Raw genomic sequence first — 14,914 nt, forward strand, 5'->3', positions numbered from 1 at the left:
GCGAATCGATTGAACTCTGGACTGCTCCGCCCTCTCCCACTCTAGAGACTTGTCGATTGTCCTGGAGCCATCATGGAGAAGCCCCTGCAGGCGTGCCTGCGTACGGAAACTGCTGGCCAGCCGCAACATCAGTTACCGCCACTGCTGCAGGCATTCGCCGAGCGACCGCTACAGGTGATTGTGGACACTCACCTGCCCGAGCTGATGCACACACTGCAAGCGGCACAGCTCGACCAACTGCCATTGCCCGGTCATGGCCAGACGCTTCAACGTTGGCGGATGCTGGCGCAGATTGGCGGCTGCGATCTGACCCTGGCCAAACTTTATGAAGGCCATACCGATGCCCTGGCGATTTTGGCTGAATGCGGTGCTGCGCGGCTTGCCGGCAATGGCATATGGGCGGTATGGGCTGCAGAGCCACCGGATGCCCGCGCGCTGATCAATTCGCGCAGCGGCGAGCAGGTGCGCCTCGCGGGCCGCAAAGCCTGGTGCTCCGGCGCGCTGCAGGTCGACCATGCCCTGCTCACTGCCTGGGCCGACGATGACCAGCCGCAACTGGTAGCCATCGATCTGCGCCAGCCTGGCCTGCGGATTGAGCCGGAAAAGTGGCAGGCGGTCGGCATGGCTGCCACAGCCAGCGCCGACATCGTCTTCGACGGAGCTATTGGCGTTGCCGTCGGCAAGCCTGGGCAATACCTCGCCCGCCCTGGCTTCTGGCAGGGCGGTGGCGGCATTGCCGCTTGTTGGTATGGCGCCGCCGAAGCGCTGGCGGGGTATCTACACCAGCAGCGGCGCAAGCCACGCCCGGACCCCCACGGTGATGCCCATCTCGGCGCCGTTGACGCGGCGTTGTGCGCCGCCCGGGCCGCGCTGCACGAGTGCGCCGCCTGGATTGATCAACATCCGCAGGCAGACGCCAGTTTGCCGGTGCGCCGCGTACGTGCCCAGGTCGAGCAGGCAGCAGAGTGCGTCATTCATCATGTGGGCCGTGCCCTTGGTGCGACGCCGTTCTGCCGTGAGAGCCACTTCGCCCGGCTCAGCGCCGACTTGCCCGTTTACCTGCGCCAGAGCCACGCCGAGCGGGACCTGGCAACCCTTGGACAACAGCTGGCACAACAGCCAGCAGGAGCCTGGCAGCTATGACCGAAAACTTGATCCAGGCCAGCACCGGCACCGCCTGGGCAGACTGGCAGCACTCTGCGCACCTGGCCCGCAGCAAGTGGATCGACGCTGACACGCTGTGCCCGCCCGGTCGCCGGTTGGTCCTGCTGGCGCCGCACCCAGACGACGAAATCCTCATGGCCGGAGGGCTGCTGGCCGGCTTTCAAGGCCGTGAGGAGGATCTGGTGCTGGTATCGGTAACCGATGGCGAGGGCAGCCATCCGGACTCCGCCCAGTGGAGTGAGCACCGGCTGCGCCGGCAGCGGCCGCTTGAAAGCCGCCACGCCTTGCAGCAGCTGGATCTGGACCTGAACAAACTGGACTGGCGCCGGTTGAATCTGAAAGACGGTGCCGTGCGCCGCGACGAGGCATTTCTGGTCAACCATCTCAATCAATTGCTCAAGCCGGGTGACCTGCTCATGGCCACCTGGCGCAACGACGGCCACTGCGACCACGAAGCCGTAGGCCGCGCCGCCGCGCAGGCGGCTCAGGCGCGCAGCGCGCAATTGGCTGAGGTGCCGGTATGGGCCTGGCACTGGGCTGAACCGGATGATCCACGCCTACCGTGGTCACGCGCGCACCGCTACCCGCTCGACGACTTGCGCCAAACCCGCAAGCGCAAAGCCATCGGCGCCCATTCAAGCCAACTGGAGGCCGATGACGGCCAGCCGCCGGTGCTGCCGCAACATTTGCTCGACTGCCTGCTGCAACCTTTCGAATTGGTGTTTCTATGAGCGTTGATTCGCAGTATTTCGCCGACCTGTACGCCGGTAATGATGACCCATGGGCATTCCGCAGCCGCTGGTATGAACGGCGCAAGCGCGAGCTGCTGGTCGCCAGCCTGCCGCGCCAGCGCTATGAGCGCGCATTCGAACCTGCCTGCGCCAACGGCGAGCTGAGTGTGCTGCTGGCTGAGCGCTGCGCGGAGCTGGTGTGCCAGGACCTTGATCCGACCGCCGTCGAGTTGGCCCGCCAGCGCACAGCCGATATGGCCCATGTCAGCGTCGAGCGCGGGCGCTTGCCGGGTGACTGGCCAGCTGAGCGTTTCGATCTGATTGTCCTGAGCGAGGTTGGCTACTACCTGGACCCTACCGACTGGTTGCAGGTGCTTGAACAAGCGGTAGCCAGCCTGGACGATGACGGTGGCCTGATCCTTTGCCACTGGCTACACCCGATTGCCGGATGCCCGCAGAACGGCCGCCAGGTGCACGCGATGCTCGCCAGGCATCTACCGTTATACGCCCAGTTTCGCCATGAGGAGGCTGACTTCCTGCTCGAGTACTGGTCATGTCAGCCCCGCGTGGTCGATGTCGACGAGAGGTGCGCATGATTGCCGTGATCATCCCCGCCCATAACGAGGCGCGCCGCCTTGGCCGCTGCCTGAAGTCAGTCAATGCCGCCGCCGCGCTGGCACGCGAGGCCGGGCATCAGGTAGAAGTGCTGGTGGTGCTGGATCGCTGCACCGACAGCAGCGCAGCCATTGCCCGCCGTCATCAGGTGGAGACGCTGAGCGTCGGCGCGGGCAGCGTCGGTGCCGCGCGCCAGGCGGGCGCGGCACTGATGCTGGAGCGCGGCGCAACCTGGCTGGCGTGCACTGACGCCGACAGCCGCGTGCCCGGCCACTGGCTGTTGTCGCAACTGGCCTGCGAAGCGCAGGCAGTCTGCGGCACGGTGCATATCGAGCGCTGGCAGCCGTGGCAGACGGCAGCGCTGCGCAAGTTGTACCTCAGCCGCTATGAAGCTCGTGAGGGCCACCGGCATATTCATGGGGCCAACCTTGGCATCTGCGCGAGAGCCTATACCCTGGCTGGCGGCTTCGCTCCGCTGGCCGCCCATGAAGACGTGCACCTGGTGCGGGCGCTTGAGGCTCAAGGCGCACAGATAGTCTGGACCGCCAGGCACAGCGTAGCCACCAGCAGCCGCCGTGACAGCCGTGCACGCGAGGGTTTTGGCGATTATCTAGCCGGGCTGGAAAGCGTAACTGGCTAGTGCGGGGCAGGCATCTGCAGAGGCGGAAGTGCTACCCTCAAATTCCTCGCCGAGGCGCCCTCCACAAACGCCAGCACTCCAGGAGCTTTGCATGTCTCTACAAGGTAAAACTGCACTGGTCACCGGTTCCACCAGCGGCATCGGCCTGGGCATTGCCAAGGTGCTGGCCGGCGCAGGTGCCAATATCGTTCTCAACGGTTTTGGCGATGCAAGCGCTGCCCTTGCCGAAATCAATCAGCACGGCGTGCAAGTCGCCCATCATCCGGCTGACCTCTCTGACATCGCCCAGCTCGAAGAGCTGTTCGCGTTTGCCGAGCGCTTTGGCGGCGTCGACATTCTCGTCAACAATGCCGGCATCCAGCATGTCGCCCAGGTCGAGCAGTTCCCCGCCGAGAGCTGGGACAAGATCATCGCCTTGAACCTCTCCGCAGTGTTCCATGGCACCCGCCTGGTGTTGCCGGGCATGCGTGAGCGCAACTGGGGGCGGATCATCAATATCGCCTCGGTGCATGGCCTGGTGGGCTCGGTCGGCAAATCGGCCTACGTGGCAGCCAAGCACGGGGTGATCGGCCTGACCAAGGTGGTTGGCCTGGAAACCGCCGCCAGCAACGTCACCTGCAATGCCATCTGCCCAGGCTTCGTGCTCACCCCACTGGTGCAAAAGCAGATTGACGATCGCATCGCGGCAGGTGTCGATCCGACGCAGGCACAGCACGATCTGCTGGCCGAGAAGCAGCCCTCAGGCGCGTTCGTCACCCCTGCGCATCTGGGTGAGCTGGTGGTGTTCCTGTGCAGCGAGGCCGGCAGCCAGGTCCGTGGCGCTGCGTGGAACGTGGATGGCGGCTGGCTCGCCCAGTAACCGTCGAGCGGCCTGCCGTGCGCGCCGCGATCAGGCATAATGGCCGCCTTTTTTTCCCGGTACGCAGGTGTCCCATGAAAGCTCAAGCCCGCCATATTCTGGTCAAGACCGCCGCTGAAGCCGAGCAGCTCAAGCAGCGTATCGCCAAGGGCGAGGCGTTTGACGTGCTGGCCAAGAAGTTTTCAACCTGCCCCTCTGCCAAGCGTGGCGGCGACCTGGGCGAAGTGCGCCCCGGGCAGATGGTCGGCGCGATTGACCAGGTGATCTTCAAGAAAGCCGTGCGCGAAATCCACGGCCCGATCAAATCCAAGTTTGGTTATCACCTGGTCCAGGTGGTCTACCGCGACTGAGATCAGAGGGCGCTGGCGCCGCTAGCGTCGTGCTGCCAACAATCCCAGGCCGGCGCAGCCCAGCAGCGAGGCACTGATCCGGTTGAACAAGCGCCGAGGCCGCGGCTGATTGAACCAGCGCTGCAGATAGGCACCGAGTGCGCCATAGATGGCGATGGCTGCCCATTCCAGCAACAGGAACCACACGCCCAACCAAAGGAACTGCTCGCCTACCGGCGTGGGACTGTCGGTGTTGACGAATTGCGGCAAAAACGCGGTGAACAGCAATATGGCTTTAGGATTGCCCGCCGCCACCCAGAACTCCTGCCGGGCCAGCCGCCAGATCCCGCGAGGCTCGCCGCTTCCCAAAGCAGCCTCACCCACCGGCGCCCGCCACAGCTGCCAGGCGATATAGAACAGGTAGCCCGCCCCGATCAACTTGATGGTCAGAAACAGCCAAGCGCTGGTATGCAGCACCACAGCGAGGCCCATCGCCGCCAGGGCGATCATGCCGCTGAACGCCAGAATTCGGCCGGCCCCGGCCAGGCAAGCAGTATGCAGGCCATAACGGCTGGCATTATGCAGTGACAGCAGGTTGTTCGGTCCAGGCGCCATGTTCAGGGCAAAGCAGGCGGGGACGAATAGCAGCAGGCTCGACATGTCCATTGTTGTTCTCCTCGAATACCTGCGAAGGGTCGCCCCGCTCTGGAACCGGGTCAAGCACAGTCACGCGGTAAATGGCCGACACAGTACCGAGCAGGTAGACTCGCAGGTCTGCACAGCAACTCAGACAGGCCACTGATGCACACCGCAAGCAGCGAAATCTGGCACGACCCGGCGTTGCCCTTCGTCGAGAGCAGACGCGCCTGTCATAGCCGTGCCTGTTACAAGGCACACAGCCATCCGACCTTCTCGATTGGCGCGGTCGATGCCGGTTTCAGCCGCTTCAGCGGTGCCGGTGCAGGCCAGCAACGCTTGAGCCCGGGCGCTCTGGTACTGGTGCCCGCGCAGCGGGTGCATGCGTGCAACCCTGAATCCGGGCAGGCCTGGAGTTATCAGATGGTGCACATCGATGCGCAGTGGCTAAGTCAGTTGCGCGCAGAATCCGGCGTCGTCGCAGGCGACCGTGGCGGACCGGCAAGAATCAGCCGCTGCCCGCAGGCCTATCGACAGTTTTGTCAGTTGAATACGCTGCTGTTCTCCGCCGCCGCGCCGCTGCAAAAAGAGGCTGCGCTGGTGCAATTCATGGCCGAGCACGACTTCTCAGCGTATGCGCCCTCTCCGACAGCCCCTGCACCGTCCTTGAGCGGTGCCGCCCTTGTCGACGTTATCGCGGCTATCGACCAGGCCGAGTTGGCTGAGCTCAGTCTGGCCTCTCTCGCAGCCCTAGCCGGGCTTGGACGTTATCAGCTGATCCGCGCATTCCAGGCGGCCACCGGCCTGACCCCGCACGCCTACCTGCTCAATGCGCGGGTCAATCGGGCACGGCAGTGCCTACGCCAAGGCCTGCCGTTGGCAGAAGTCGCCTATAAACTGGGCTTTGCCGACCAGAGCCATTTTCAGCGAGTATTCAAGGCGCATGCCGGCACAACGCCGGGGCGCTATCGCCTGATGCGCTGACTGCAATATTGTTCAATACGCTGTCCCGGGCGGGCCGCAGAATTGCGCCTCCAATGCCTGAGTAGTGCCGCCCCATGGAGCAATTTCTGATAGTCGCCAGCGCCCACTTCCTCGCGCTGCTGTCACCCGGCCCTGACTTCTTTCTGGTTGCGCGCAGCTCGATCAAAGCCGGCTGGCGGGTAGCCAGCGGCGCCTGCCTGGGTATCGCCCTGGCCAACGGCGTGTTTATCGGTGCAGCGTTTACCGGGGTATCGGTGCTCAAGGACGGCAGTGCACTGTTTATTGCGCTGCAAATCGCAGGCTGCGCCTACTTGCTGTACATCGGCGGACTGTTCCTGCGCCATGCCGGCGAAAGCAGCTTTGGTGAGGTCGAAAGCGAACCCGTGCAGGCCGCGCAAGACTGGTTGAGGTGCCTGCTGATGGGCTTTGCTTCGGCCATTCTCAACCCGAAAAACGCACTGTTCTACGTAAGCCTGGCAAGCATGCTCGCCAGTACCAGCACCGCGTGGAAACTTGCCTATGCCAGCTGGATGTTCGGTGTGGTGTTGCTGTGGGACCTGCTGGTCGCCTGCGCCATTGGCAACCGCCGCGTGCTTAGCCGCTTCATCCACGCCTTGCCATGGCTGGAACGTGCCTCAGGGGCACTGCTGATTCTGCTCGCCAGCGCCGTGCTCATTCACTTGTGGCGGGGCTGAGCAGGACCAACCGCTGCATATCCAGCAGGCTGAAATGGCCCTTGCTCCAGCCGCCGGTATCCAGGTGCCAGACATTGCCCAGCTGTTTTACCTGCAGCACCGAGGTATGCCCCACCAGTAGCGCTCTCAAGCCCTCTACCGTATGCGTATCGCCCTCGCGCAAACGCCGCCGCGACCATTGGCAGATCTCGCGGACGCGCGGGTCATCCTCGCCCAACAGGCTGGTACGTAACTGTGACCATTCATTGAATGGGCTATCGGCATGCACCAGGCCGATCTGCCCGTCTACGGTGGCCACCTGCAGGGCCAGCGGCAGGGTAACGAAAACACTGGCATAGCGCTGCTGCTCAGCACTGGGCAAATCGAGAAACCAGCCGCCGCCTGCCGCGCGGTACATATCCAGATCCAGCGGGTCGCCGCACAGGTAACTCACCGCCAGCGCTTCGTGGTTGCCCTGCACTGCATGGAACCAAGGCTGCGCCAGCCACTCCAGGGCCTCTTCACTGTGCGGTCCACGATCAACCAGATCGCCGACGCTGAACAGGCGATCAACCTGCGGATCGAACGCCACCTCGTCCAGGCACTGCTGCAAACGCGGAAAATGACCGTGGATATCGCCAACTGCCAAGTCCCTCCCCAGCTCATTGGCAGCTATCTGCTGGAAACGCTGCATTGCAACTACCCCTTTCGCAAACGACGCAAGGCAATCGGTGCTATCAGCCGGTGAAACGGCGCCACGGGCAACATATACAGACGTCCCAACAGGTTGTGGGTTCGCACCACGGTGCTAACCAGTACCTCACACTGCCCGGGCTGTGCTGACGGTCGACGCAACAAGGCTACATGCACATCCAGATGGCGATCGCTGTCGACCAGCAGCACCTCATCATCAGTATTGGCCAGTAGCGTAAAAATGCCCACCCGCTGCCCCGCTTCATAGCTGCCCGGAGAGCGCTGCGAATTGACTGCCCTGAGCCGGCCCAGATCCTTGAGCCCCACCAGGCGGACCAGCCAATTGCGCAGCACCATCAAATTGTCGATCCAGCGCGGCATGCCGCGCATCATCTGCAGGTAATGCGCCATCGCCGGCAGCCCATGGTCCACGAGCGTGATCGACTGACAATGACTAAAGCTGGCCTGCTGGGCGCTGGGCCAGATCAGTGAATCAGGTGGAATAGCTGCGTGCTGGCTCATCTCGTCTCCGTCCGTGGATCCCACTGGCGTGGGTGATTGCTCCGATAGTATCCTCGGTGGTTCAGCGGCGTCATCCAGGGATTGGTCATGAAACTGTGTGCAGTACAACTGGCAGCGCTCAAGGGTGACCTGGCTGGCAACCTGCGTCGACACCTGTACTGCATCGAGCAGGCGGCACGTGCCGGCGCGCAATTAGTGGTGTTTCCGGAGTTATCCCTGAGCGGCTACGAGCCCGCCCTCGCCCAAGCGCTGGCGCAAACCGCAGACTCGGTCTGGCTAGAGCCGGTGCAAACGCTGTGTGACCAGCTTGGAGTAAGCGTGGCCTTGGGCTTGCCGCTGCAGGCCGCAAGTGGCGTGCAGATCGGTATGCCGATTCTGCGCCCTGCGAAACCTGCACTGGTGTACGCGAAACAGCGCTTGCATGCCGACGAGATGGAGTTCTTTACTGCAGGGGACCTTCCGTTGGTGTTCACTGCAGGTGAGCTGCGGGTCGCTCCGGCGATCTGCTATGAGTCGATGTTTGTTGAGCATGCGATGCAGGCTCGCGAAGACGGCGCAGAGGTATATCTGGTCAGCGTAGCCAAATCAGCCAAAGGCATCCGTGAAGGTTTTGCCCATTATCCCGCCGTTGCCAGCCGGCTGAGCATGCCTGTATTGCTGGCCAACTGCGTGGGCCCGGCGGACAACTTTACTGGCGCCGGCTGCTCGGCAGCCTGGGACAGCCAGGGCCGGCTGCTGGCAGCGCTGGATGAGCACAGCGAAGGCCTGATCATGCTCGACACCACAAGTGCCAGCGCCGCGGTAATTGAGTTGGCTGAGCTGTCTGGCGGCCGTTAAAAATCCAGCACCAGGCTCTGGCGCCCTTCCAGGGCCAGCAAAAACTGCTTGGCCTGCAAGCCGCCGGCAAACCCGGTCAGACTACCCGAGGCGCCAATCACCCGGTGGCACGGCGCGATGATCGACAGGGGATTGCGCCCATTGGCCGCGCCGACTGCGCGCACCGCACTCGGCTTGCCGATCTGTCGGGCAATGTCGCCGTAGCTGCGGGTTTCGCCAAACGGGATGGTCAGCAACGCCGCCCACACCTCACGCTGAAACGCGGTACCGGCAAAGTCCAGCTCAAGCTCGAAGTGGCGCCGCTGACCGGCGAAATACTCACCCAACTGCAGCGCGGTCTGCTGCAGCAGCGGATGCTTGTCATCACGCAGCAGCTCACCCAAACGCACCCGGTTTGCGCGCTCCTGCTCCCACAGTACAGCAGCCAGGCGGTCATCGCGGGCGACCAGGGTGAGCACGCCAACGGGCGACGGCATGAGCGTGAATGAACTGGGCATAAGGCGGACCATGAGCAAAGAATCAACAGCTTACTGCAATCGATGTCGAGCAAATCAAATTGAATTGTTGCGCGGGTGTGCCAGTCGATAATCATGAGCAAAGTAATCTGAAGAGGTAACAGCGATGACTATCGAAGCAGAGACACTCACCCAGCTCACCGATGTCCTGGCCCAGCAGGGGCTGACCCGTCTGGTCCAGGTTCGGTTTACACGCACCCCCTACCGGTGCAATCACAAGTGGGTCTGCGAAGTGCGCTGACGGCCTTTGCTACCCGCTGGTTTGGAGCGCATAGCTCGCGCTGAGGAGGGTCAGGTCGTGCGAAGGGCGATTGGTGAACCCTTGTGGCAACCCTCACGATCTAATCTTCTTCGGCTATTTCGCATATGCCATTCGCCCCGCCTTTGCCGGTATAGGACATACTCGGCGTACCATCAGGACTGATCGATAACGATACGGTCACACCGCCGCCTTTGGCCTCGAAGTAATTGTCATTGATCTTCTTCAACTTGGCTTCTTTGCCATTGATGAACAACGGCCCGCCTTCATCGGTGTGAACCTCGAGGTTGCCCGGGCAGATAGCGTCCACCATCGGGATCTCTGCGTTGGCGACGCCGGCCAGCGATACCAATGCGATGATGCTCAATACTCGTTTCATCGTTTACCTCCAAGCGCGGCCTCACCGCCAGTTCATCAGCAATAGCCCAGTTTGGCCTGAACTGCCAGCGCCGGATCAAGGCGCAGACTTGGCCGGCCTTGACTCCATGTAAGCTTGCACGCACATGGCTTTGGCTTTTTGCACGAAGTCTTCCAGGTCCTTGCGTCGCTCTTGCTCGGTATCGCGCACAGGATAAGCCAACACTTGCCTGGACAGGATGTCGCGCAGGGTATAAGTCGCGGCTGTCGGCGGTCGATACTCATCAGTGCCGTAGTAAGGCGGCTCGTTCGACTGCCGTCCGAGCATGATTGCCCCTGCGTCCATGGCGTAGTCATCGCAATGGCTGATTTCTTCGCGTTGGAAGACGATTTTGTCACCGTCTTTGGTCCAGGCTTGAGCAGACCCGCTCCCCAGCAGACAGGTACAGCTCAACATGGCGGCCAGCAGCTTGTCGATCATGGTGATCCTTCACACAAAACCAGTAGGTTATCAGTTGCCCAAGCCCGTTTGCAGACGTCTTGGCGTTGTCTGGCAGGAGCTCCGCCGAGCGGACCAGCGCGACATGGCGCGCACCCTGCCGTTAGTATGGGTTGCATCGCTAGGTACACCTGAACCCAAATCACCGACGCCAAGCCTTAGCCAGATGATCCAGTCCGACCTCGACCTGTTCGGCCCATCCCCGCAGCGCCTGGCTGCGCAGACGGTCCTGCTTCCAGGTTTTGTCCTGCCTCAGGTCGAAACCCTGCTGGACGACCTGCGGCCAATCCTGCGCGCAGCCCCGTTTCGGCACATGCGCACCCCAGGTGGCCAGGCCATGGCCGTCGCGCTCACCAATTGCGGCTCGCTTGGCTGGGTCAGCGACCAGCAAGGCTACCGCTACAGCCCGCACGACCCGCTCACCCAACAGCCCTGGCCAGCCCTGCCTGAGAGCTTCTTGCAGGTCGCCCGTAACGCGGCTGAAACCGCTGGCTTCGATGATTTCACCCCCGATGCCTGCCTGATCAACCACTACCTTGCCGACACCAAGCTGAGCCTGCACCAGGACCACGACGAAAACGACTTCGCCCATCCGATCGTGTCCATCTCGCTAGGGTTGCCGGCGGTGTTTCTGTTCGGCGGGATGCAACGCAAGGACCCGACCCAGCGCATCGCCCTCAATCACGGTGACGTACTGGTATGGGGCGGCGAAGACCGCCTGCGCTTTCACGGGGTAATGCCGGTCAAGCCCGGCACCCACCCACGGATGGGCGCACGCCGGATAAACCTCACCCTGCGCCGGGCGGGTTAACTGGCCCAGTTCAATGTCCAAGGGCAGCAGGAAAGCAATTGCACGTCCCAATCAACGGATCTGGTGTTTGTGCAAGAGTCGATAGAAGGTGGGTCGAGAGATGCCCAGCACCTTGGCGGCGATACTCAGATTGTCCGAATGCCGGTTGAGCACATCGCACAAGGCCTGGCGCTCAGCACGGTGCTTGTAATCCTCCAGCGTCGCCAGCGGCTGCTCCTCGGGGACCAGCACCTGCAAACCCAGATCCTGCGCCTCGATCTGCCGGCCCTCGGCCAACACCAGCCCACGCCTGACCCGATTGGCCAGCTCGCGCACGTTGCCCGGCCACTCATGCCGGCCCATCGCAGCCAGCGCACTGTCGCTGAACGAGCGCGGCCTGCGCCCGGTCTCCAGGCTGTAAAACTGGGCAAAATGGCTGGCCAGCATCGACAGATCACCGTGCCGATCGCGCAGCGGCGCAGTGACCACCTGCAGCACGTTGAGCCGGTAATACAGGTCTTCGCGAAACTTGCCGCGCTCGATGGCTTGCTCAAGGTCCACATGGGTAGCAGCCAATACCCGCACATCAACGGGGATCAGTTGATCGCCGCCAACGCGCTCGATGTGCTTTTCCTGCAGAAAACGCAGCAGATTGGCCTGCAGCTCAAGCGGCAGATCGCCAATTTCATCGAGGAACAGGGTCCCACCGTTGGCTGCCTCAATGCGCCCGACTTTACGCTGGTGCGCGCCGGTGAATGCACCCTTCTCGTGGCCAAACAGCTCGGACTGGATCAGATGTTCAGGAATCGCCCCGCAGTTGATCGCGATAAACGGCTTATCGTGCCGCTGCGACTGACGGTGCAGAGTCCGCGCGACAAGCTCCTTGCCGGTACCGCTCTCGCCGCGGATGAGTACTGGCGACTCGGTCGGTGCCAGCTTGCCGAGCAGCTTGCGCAGCTCGCGTATCGGCCGGCTGTCACCCAGCAGTTCATGCTCGGGCTTGTTCACCTGCACTGCGCCCTTGCCACGCAGGCGGGCCATGCCGAAGGCGCGGCCGAGGGTTACCTGCACGCGGGAAACGTCGAACGGCAAGGTATGAAAGTCAAAAAACCACTCGCAGACAAAGTCGCCAACGTTCTGCGCACGCAGTTGCTCGGCATTGAGCACGGCGATCCATTCGGTATTGCTGCGCTTGATCATGTCCTTGACCGCATCAGGCGCCTGCAGGTGCGACGCTTGCAGGCGCAGTACGCCAACATCGCAAGGATGCTCAAGCGCCGCCGCCAGGGTGCAGCTGTGCACGTCCCAACCGGCACCGCGCAGGCCCGGTAACAGACGGTGGCAGTCGTCGCACGGGTCGACGATCAACAGGCGACGTTGCGCTGCAGCTTCGAGCATGACCGTTCCTTGGCGCCAATTGTTGGTTTTTTAAGTAGAAACAATACGTTGCAGCGCCCGAATTAACAGTAGCAACGAACTCCAACTTACCCAGTACCGTTGGTCTGCCGGATGACCGCTGCCAACTCCGCTACACGCGGGCTTTTACAAAGTGTTGCCGTCTGAGCCGGGCAGCTGAGCGGATTTGACTATTTGCAAAAAAAATTCATCAAGGCTGTGACTTCATCCTACCCAGCGAGCATCAGTATCCATAACCCCGCGCTATTTACCTTGGCACCTTTGATACAGCGCGGACTTACTTTCGCTGTTTGGGACCATAGAGAGACCGAACCATGAATGCCCCGCTCCGTGTCAACGAAGCACTGCTGATTGCCGACCACGCCTTCGAACCCTTCCAGTGCGTTGCCTGGGATGCACCCAACGGTACTGGTGAACTGAGCCTGGCAGTGATCGACCGGACCAACACCCGTATCGGCAGCAAGCAAGTCTCCTCGCGTATTTATTCAGACCCGGCGCAATGGGCCAGCCTGATCGAGGAAGTGCGCGCCGAACTGTGTCAGAAGGGTTATGACTTGCAACCTTGGTCGATGCCCAAGTAAGCATTTGTTGATGCTAAAAGTGCGTGCCTGGCGCGCACTTTTAGCAACTCGTACTGTGCCTTGATGGCAACTCTCTCGTTAGCGCGACACCCTGTCGCAGCCGCCATTTGTGACGTCTGGATATATATCAGCGCAGCTGCTTGAAGTGCTGGATATGCTGATACTCGGCCTGCAATTGCTGCGCTAGCAATCTGCCTTTACCGACCCGCACTGGCGCCAATTCCATGTCGATCAACCAGGTCGTGCAGGGCATCGGCTGCAGCGCGCCCCAGCGTTGCAGGCGACCATCGGTAAACACCAGGCAACGCTGGACCTCCTGCGGATGCCGCTGGTGTCGTGCCTGCAGCCATTGCCGAGCTTGCTCCAAGGCGCTGATCAGCGGCGTGCCGCCACCCGCGCCGAGGGCCTGCAACCAGGGCTGCAGCGCCGCCGAAGCTTTCAGCCCATGCCGCTGCCACTGGGCCGAACGACCACTGGCGGTCAGCAGAGCCAGACGTGCGCGTTGGCGATAGGCTTGATCGAACAGCCCGGCAAGCACGCCCTTGGTCTGGGCAAGCGCCTGATGTCGGCGGGTTGACGCCGAGGCATCGACAATCACCAGCCACAGCTCTGCCGGTTGCCCCTGACGCTGCTGCCAGCACAAATCGCCACGCTGCTTTGGCCGCCCCTTGAGCAGGGTCGCCGGCCAGGCGACACGCCCGGCAGCGGCCTTGCGCGCCTGTCCACGCGCAGCACCGCGCAAGCTGCCTGGCCGGGGCTTGGCATCCGCCGCGGACAAACCTTGCTGACGGATGCTCAGGGCTTTTTTGCCCAGTTTGGTACCTCACGCCGCGGCCCCGCTGCAACCGGTTGGGCTGGCAGTGCACCACTGTCGCCGCCCTGCCCCGCGCTGGCATTGCTGCTGGCTGGCGACTGCGCCGGCGCTGGGCTTGGCGGTTGCTGGGCTGGGGCTTCGCGGCGGCGATGGCGCAAGGCAAACTCGGCTACGGCGGTGACGTCCTCTTCATCGATGTGCTCGCTGCCGCGCCAGGCAGCGTGAGCACGTGCAGCTCGCAGCCAGACCAGATCTGCGCGCAGGCCATCGACCCCGGCAGCAAAACAGCGTTCGGTGATCCATGCCAGGGCCTGGTCATCCAGCGCAATCTGTTCCAGGCGCGCGCGCGCTGCCTGGCAACGCTCGCGCAGGTCCTGCTGGGCACCGGCCCACTCGGCGCAGAAGCCTTGCGGATCGCTGTCGAAGGCCAAGCGCCGGCGGATGATCTGCTGGCGTGCCTGCGGCTCGGGCAACTCGTCCAGCGACACGTTCAGGCCGAAGCGATCAAGCAGTTGCGGGCGCAGCTCGCCCTCCTCCGGGTTCATCGTGCCGATCAAGACAAACCGCGCCGAATGACGATGGGAGATGCCGTCGCGTTCTATGCGGTTGGTGCCGCTGGCAGCAACGTCCAGCAGCAAGTCAACCAGCGGATCGGGCAGCAGGTTGACTTCGTCGACATACAGCACGCCGCCATCGGCGTGGGCCAGCACTCCAGGGGAAAACTGCGCTTTGCCCTGGCCCAGCGCTGCGTCGAGGTCCAGCGTGCCGACCAGGCGCTCTTCGGTCGCGCCCAGCGGCAAGGTGACAAAGGGTGGCTGCTGCTCGGCGCTGCCGAGCAGGTCTGCCAGGCCACGGGCCAGGGTGCTCTTGGCCATGCCGCGCGGGCCTTCGATCAGCACGCCGCCGATCTTTGGGTCGATTGCGGTCAGGCACAATGCCAGCTTGAGCGCCTCGGCGCCGACCACGGCGGCCAGCGGAAACTGCATCGGTTCAGTCATT

The 14,914-nt window shown here is 62.8% G+C and carries 21 protein-coding genes; 12 read left to right on the forward strand and 9 right to left on the reverse strand.

The annotated features are described in order from the left end of the window. Positions 1-72 precede the first annotated feature (72 nt). The 6 genes from ACIOAU_RS05500 (at position 73) to ACIOAU_RS05525 (ending at position 4,359) form a co-directional block, all read left to right on the forward strand. Positions 73-1,143: an acyl-CoA dehydrogenase gene (locus ACIOAU_RS05500; protein ID WP_401180554.1), complete on the forward strand. Its 1,071-nt coding sequence runs from the start codon at positions 73-75 to the stop codon at positions 1,141-1,143. Further along, the gene (locus ACIOAU_RS05505) at positions 1,140-1,895 is read left to right on the forward strand and encodes a PIG-L deacetylase family protein (protein WP_181087843.1); all 756 of its coding nucleotides are present in this window, start codon (positions 1,140-1,142) and stop codon (positions 1,893-1,895) included. Before ACIOAU_RS05500 ends, ACIOAU_RS05505 begins: the two co-directional genes overlap by 4 nt. Continuing rightward, entirely contained in the window at positions 1,892-2,491 is a 600-nt protein-coding gene (locus ACIOAU_RS05510; protein ID WP_101319100.1) for a bifunctional 2-polyprenyl-6-hydroxyphenol methylase/3-demethylubiquinol 3-O-methyltransferase UbiG, read from the forward strand. The genes ACIOAU_RS05505 and ACIOAU_RS05510 overlap by 4 nt, the downstream gene beginning before the upstream one ends. Next, entirely contained in the window at positions 2,488-3,150 is a 663-nt protein-coding gene (locus ACIOAU_RS05515; RefSeq protein ID WP_181087841.1) for a glycosyltransferase family 2 protein, read from the forward strand. The genes ACIOAU_RS05510 and ACIOAU_RS05515 overlap by 4 nt, the downstream gene beginning before the upstream one ends. 91 nt (positions 3,151-3,241) lie before the next feature. After that, positions 3,242-4,009 carry a 3-hydroxybutyrate dehydrogenase gene (gene hbdH / locus ACIOAU_RS05520; RefSeq protein WP_181087840.1) on the forward strand — a complete coding sequence of 256 codons (768 nt, stop codon included), beginning with the start codon at positions 3,242-3,244 and terminating at the stop codon, positions 4,007-4,009. A 74-nt stretch (positions 4,010-4,083) separates the two neighbouring features. Next, positions 4,084-4,359 (forward strand): peptidylprolyl isomerase, encoded by a 276-nt coding sequence (locus ACIOAU_RS05525; protein WP_101319093.1) that lies wholly within the window; start codon positions 4,084-4,086, stop codon positions 4,357-4,359. Positions 4,360-4,380: 21 nt separating this feature from the next. Here ACIOAU_RS05525 and ACIOAU_RS05530 read toward each other — a convergent pair whose 3' ends face one another. Further along, positions 4,381-5,004, reverse strand: a complete 624-nt coding sequence (locus ACIOAU_RS05530) for a LysE family translocator (protein ID WP_312391368.1) — start codon at positions 5,002-5,004, stop codon at positions 4,381-4,383. Positions 5,005-5,139: 135 nt separating this feature from the next. Between ACIOAU_RS05530 and ACIOAU_RS05535 the strand changes: the two genes are divergently transcribed. Both ACIOAU_RS05535 and ACIOAU_RS05540 read left to right on the forward strand, forming a co-directional pair. Further along, complete coding sequence (locus ACIOAU_RS05535) at positions 5,140-5,958, forward strand: AraC family transcriptional regulator (protein ID WP_401180560.1); 819 nt, start codon at positions 5,140-5,142, stop codon at positions 5,956-5,958. Between the two features lie 74 nt (positions 5,959-6,032). After that, positions 6,033-6,653, forward strand: coding sequence for a LysE family translocator (locus tag ACIOAU_RS05540; RefSeq protein WP_150571963.1), 621 nt, complete (start codon positions 6,033-6,035; stop codon positions 6,651-6,653). On the opposite strand, the gene ACIOAU_RS05545 is transcribed toward ACIOAU_RS05540, so the two are convergent. Then, positions 6,631-7,326 (reverse strand): metallophosphoesterase, encoded by a 696-nt coding sequence (locus ACIOAU_RS05545; RefSeq protein ID WP_401180563.1) that lies wholly within the window; start codon positions 7,324-7,326, stop codon positions 6,631-6,633. The two genes, ACIOAU_RS05540 and ACIOAU_RS05545, sit on opposite strands and share 23 nt — an antisense overlap. A 5-nt stretch (positions 7,327-7,331) precedes the next feature. After that, positions 7,332-7,847: a DUF2867 domain-containing protein gene (locus tag ACIOAU_RS05550; RefSeq protein WP_188035853.1), complete on the reverse strand. Its 516-nt coding sequence runs from the start codon at positions 7,845-7,847 to the stop codon at positions 7,332-7,334. A gap of 87 nt (positions 7,848-7,934) precedes the next feature. Here ACIOAU_RS05550 and ACIOAU_RS05555 point away from each other — a divergent pair, with 87 nt between their 5' ends. Then, the gene (locus ACIOAU_RS05555) at positions 7,935-8,684 is read left to right on the forward strand and encodes a carbon-nitrogen hydrolase family protein (RefSeq protein ID WP_150571960.1); all 750 of its coding nucleotides are present in this window, start codon (positions 7,935-7,937) and stop codon (positions 8,682-8,684) included. Here the strand turns inward: ACIOAU_RS05555 and ACIOAU_RS05560 are convergent. Next, entirely contained in the window at positions 8,681-9,181 is a 501-nt protein-coding gene (locus tag ACIOAU_RS05560; RefSeq protein ID WP_312391362.1) for a methylated-DNA--[protein]-cysteine S-methyltransferase, read from the reverse strand. The genes ACIOAU_RS05555 and ACIOAU_RS05560 overlap by 4 nt on opposite strands. A 124-nt stretch (positions 9,182-9,305) precedes the next feature. On the opposite strand from ACIOAU_RS05560, the gene ACIOAU_RS05565 reads away from it, so the two are divergent. Continuing rightward, complete coding sequence (locus ACIOAU_RS05565) at positions 9,306-9,440, forward strand: hypothetical protein (protein WP_256585737.1); 135 nt, start codon at positions 9,306-9,308, stop codon at positions 9,438-9,440. A 100-nt stretch (positions 9,441-9,540) separates the two neighbouring features. Here ACIOAU_RS05565 and ACIOAU_RS05570 read toward each other — a convergent pair whose 3' ends face one another. Next, a complete protein-coding gene (locus ACIOAU_RS05570) occupies positions 9,541-9,837 on the reverse strand; it encodes a hypothetical protein (protein ID WP_401180568.1) in 297 nt (98 codons plus the stop codon). Between the two features lie 75 nt (positions 9,838-9,912). After that, positions 9,913-10,296, reverse strand: a complete 384-nt coding sequence (locus tag ACIOAU_RS05575; RefSeq protein ID WP_188035850.1) for a hypothetical protein — start codon at positions 10,294-10,296, stop codon at positions 9,913-9,915. 184 nt (positions 10,297-10,480) lie between these two features. On the opposite strand from ACIOAU_RS05575, the gene alkB reads away from it, so the two are divergent. After that, positions 10,481-11,125, forward strand: coding sequence for a DNA oxidative demethylase AlkB (gene alkB, locus ACIOAU_RS05580; protein WP_401180571.1), 645 nt, complete (start codon positions 10,481-10,483; stop codon positions 11,123-11,125). A gap of 51 nt (positions 11,126-11,176) precedes the next feature. Here alkB and ACIOAU_RS05585 read toward each other — a convergent pair whose 3' ends face one another. Continuing rightward, positions 11,177-12,502 carry a sigma-54 dependent transcriptional regulator gene (locus ACIOAU_RS05585; RefSeq protein WP_188035849.1) on the reverse strand — a complete coding sequence of 442 codons (1,326 nt, stop codon included), beginning with the start codon at positions 12,500-12,502 and terminating at the stop codon, positions 11,177-11,179. Between the two features lie 332 nt (positions 12,503-12,834). Here ACIOAU_RS05585 and ACIOAU_RS05590 point away from each other — a divergent pair, with 332 nt between their 5' ends. Beyond that, positions 12,835-13,101 carry a hypothetical protein gene (locus ACIOAU_RS05590; RefSeq protein WP_101319072.1) on the forward strand — a complete coding sequence of 89 codons (267 nt, stop codon included), beginning with the start codon at positions 12,835-12,837 and terminating at the stop codon, positions 13,099-13,101. A 127-nt stretch (positions 13,102-13,228) separates the two neighbouring features. Here ACIOAU_RS05590 and ACIOAU_RS05595 read toward each other — a convergent pair whose 3' ends face one another. Together ACIOAU_RS05595 and ACIOAU_RS05600 are read right to left on the reverse strand one after the other, a co-directional pair. Further along, complete coding sequence (locus ACIOAU_RS05595; protein ID WP_401180575.1) at positions 13,229-13,843, reverse strand: VWA domain-containing protein; 615 nt, start codon at positions 13,841-13,843, stop codon at positions 13,229-13,231. Positions 13,844-13,896: 53 nt separating this feature from the next. Continuing rightward, positions 13,897-14,913 carry an ATP-binding protein gene (locus tag ACIOAU_RS05600; RefSeq protein ID WP_401180577.1) on the reverse strand — a complete coding sequence of 339 codons (1,017 nt, stop codon included), beginning with the start codon at positions 14,911-14,913 and terminating at the stop codon, positions 13,897-13,899. Between the last annotated feature and the right edge of the window lies 1 nt (position 14,914).

This window comes from Pseudomonas sp. NPDC088322, from assembly GCF_044740745.1.
In the GTDB taxonomy this organism is placed as follows: Bacteria; Pseudomonadota; Gammaproteobacteria; order Pseudomonadales; family Pseudomonadaceae; genus Aquipseudomonas; species Aquipseudomonas shirazensis.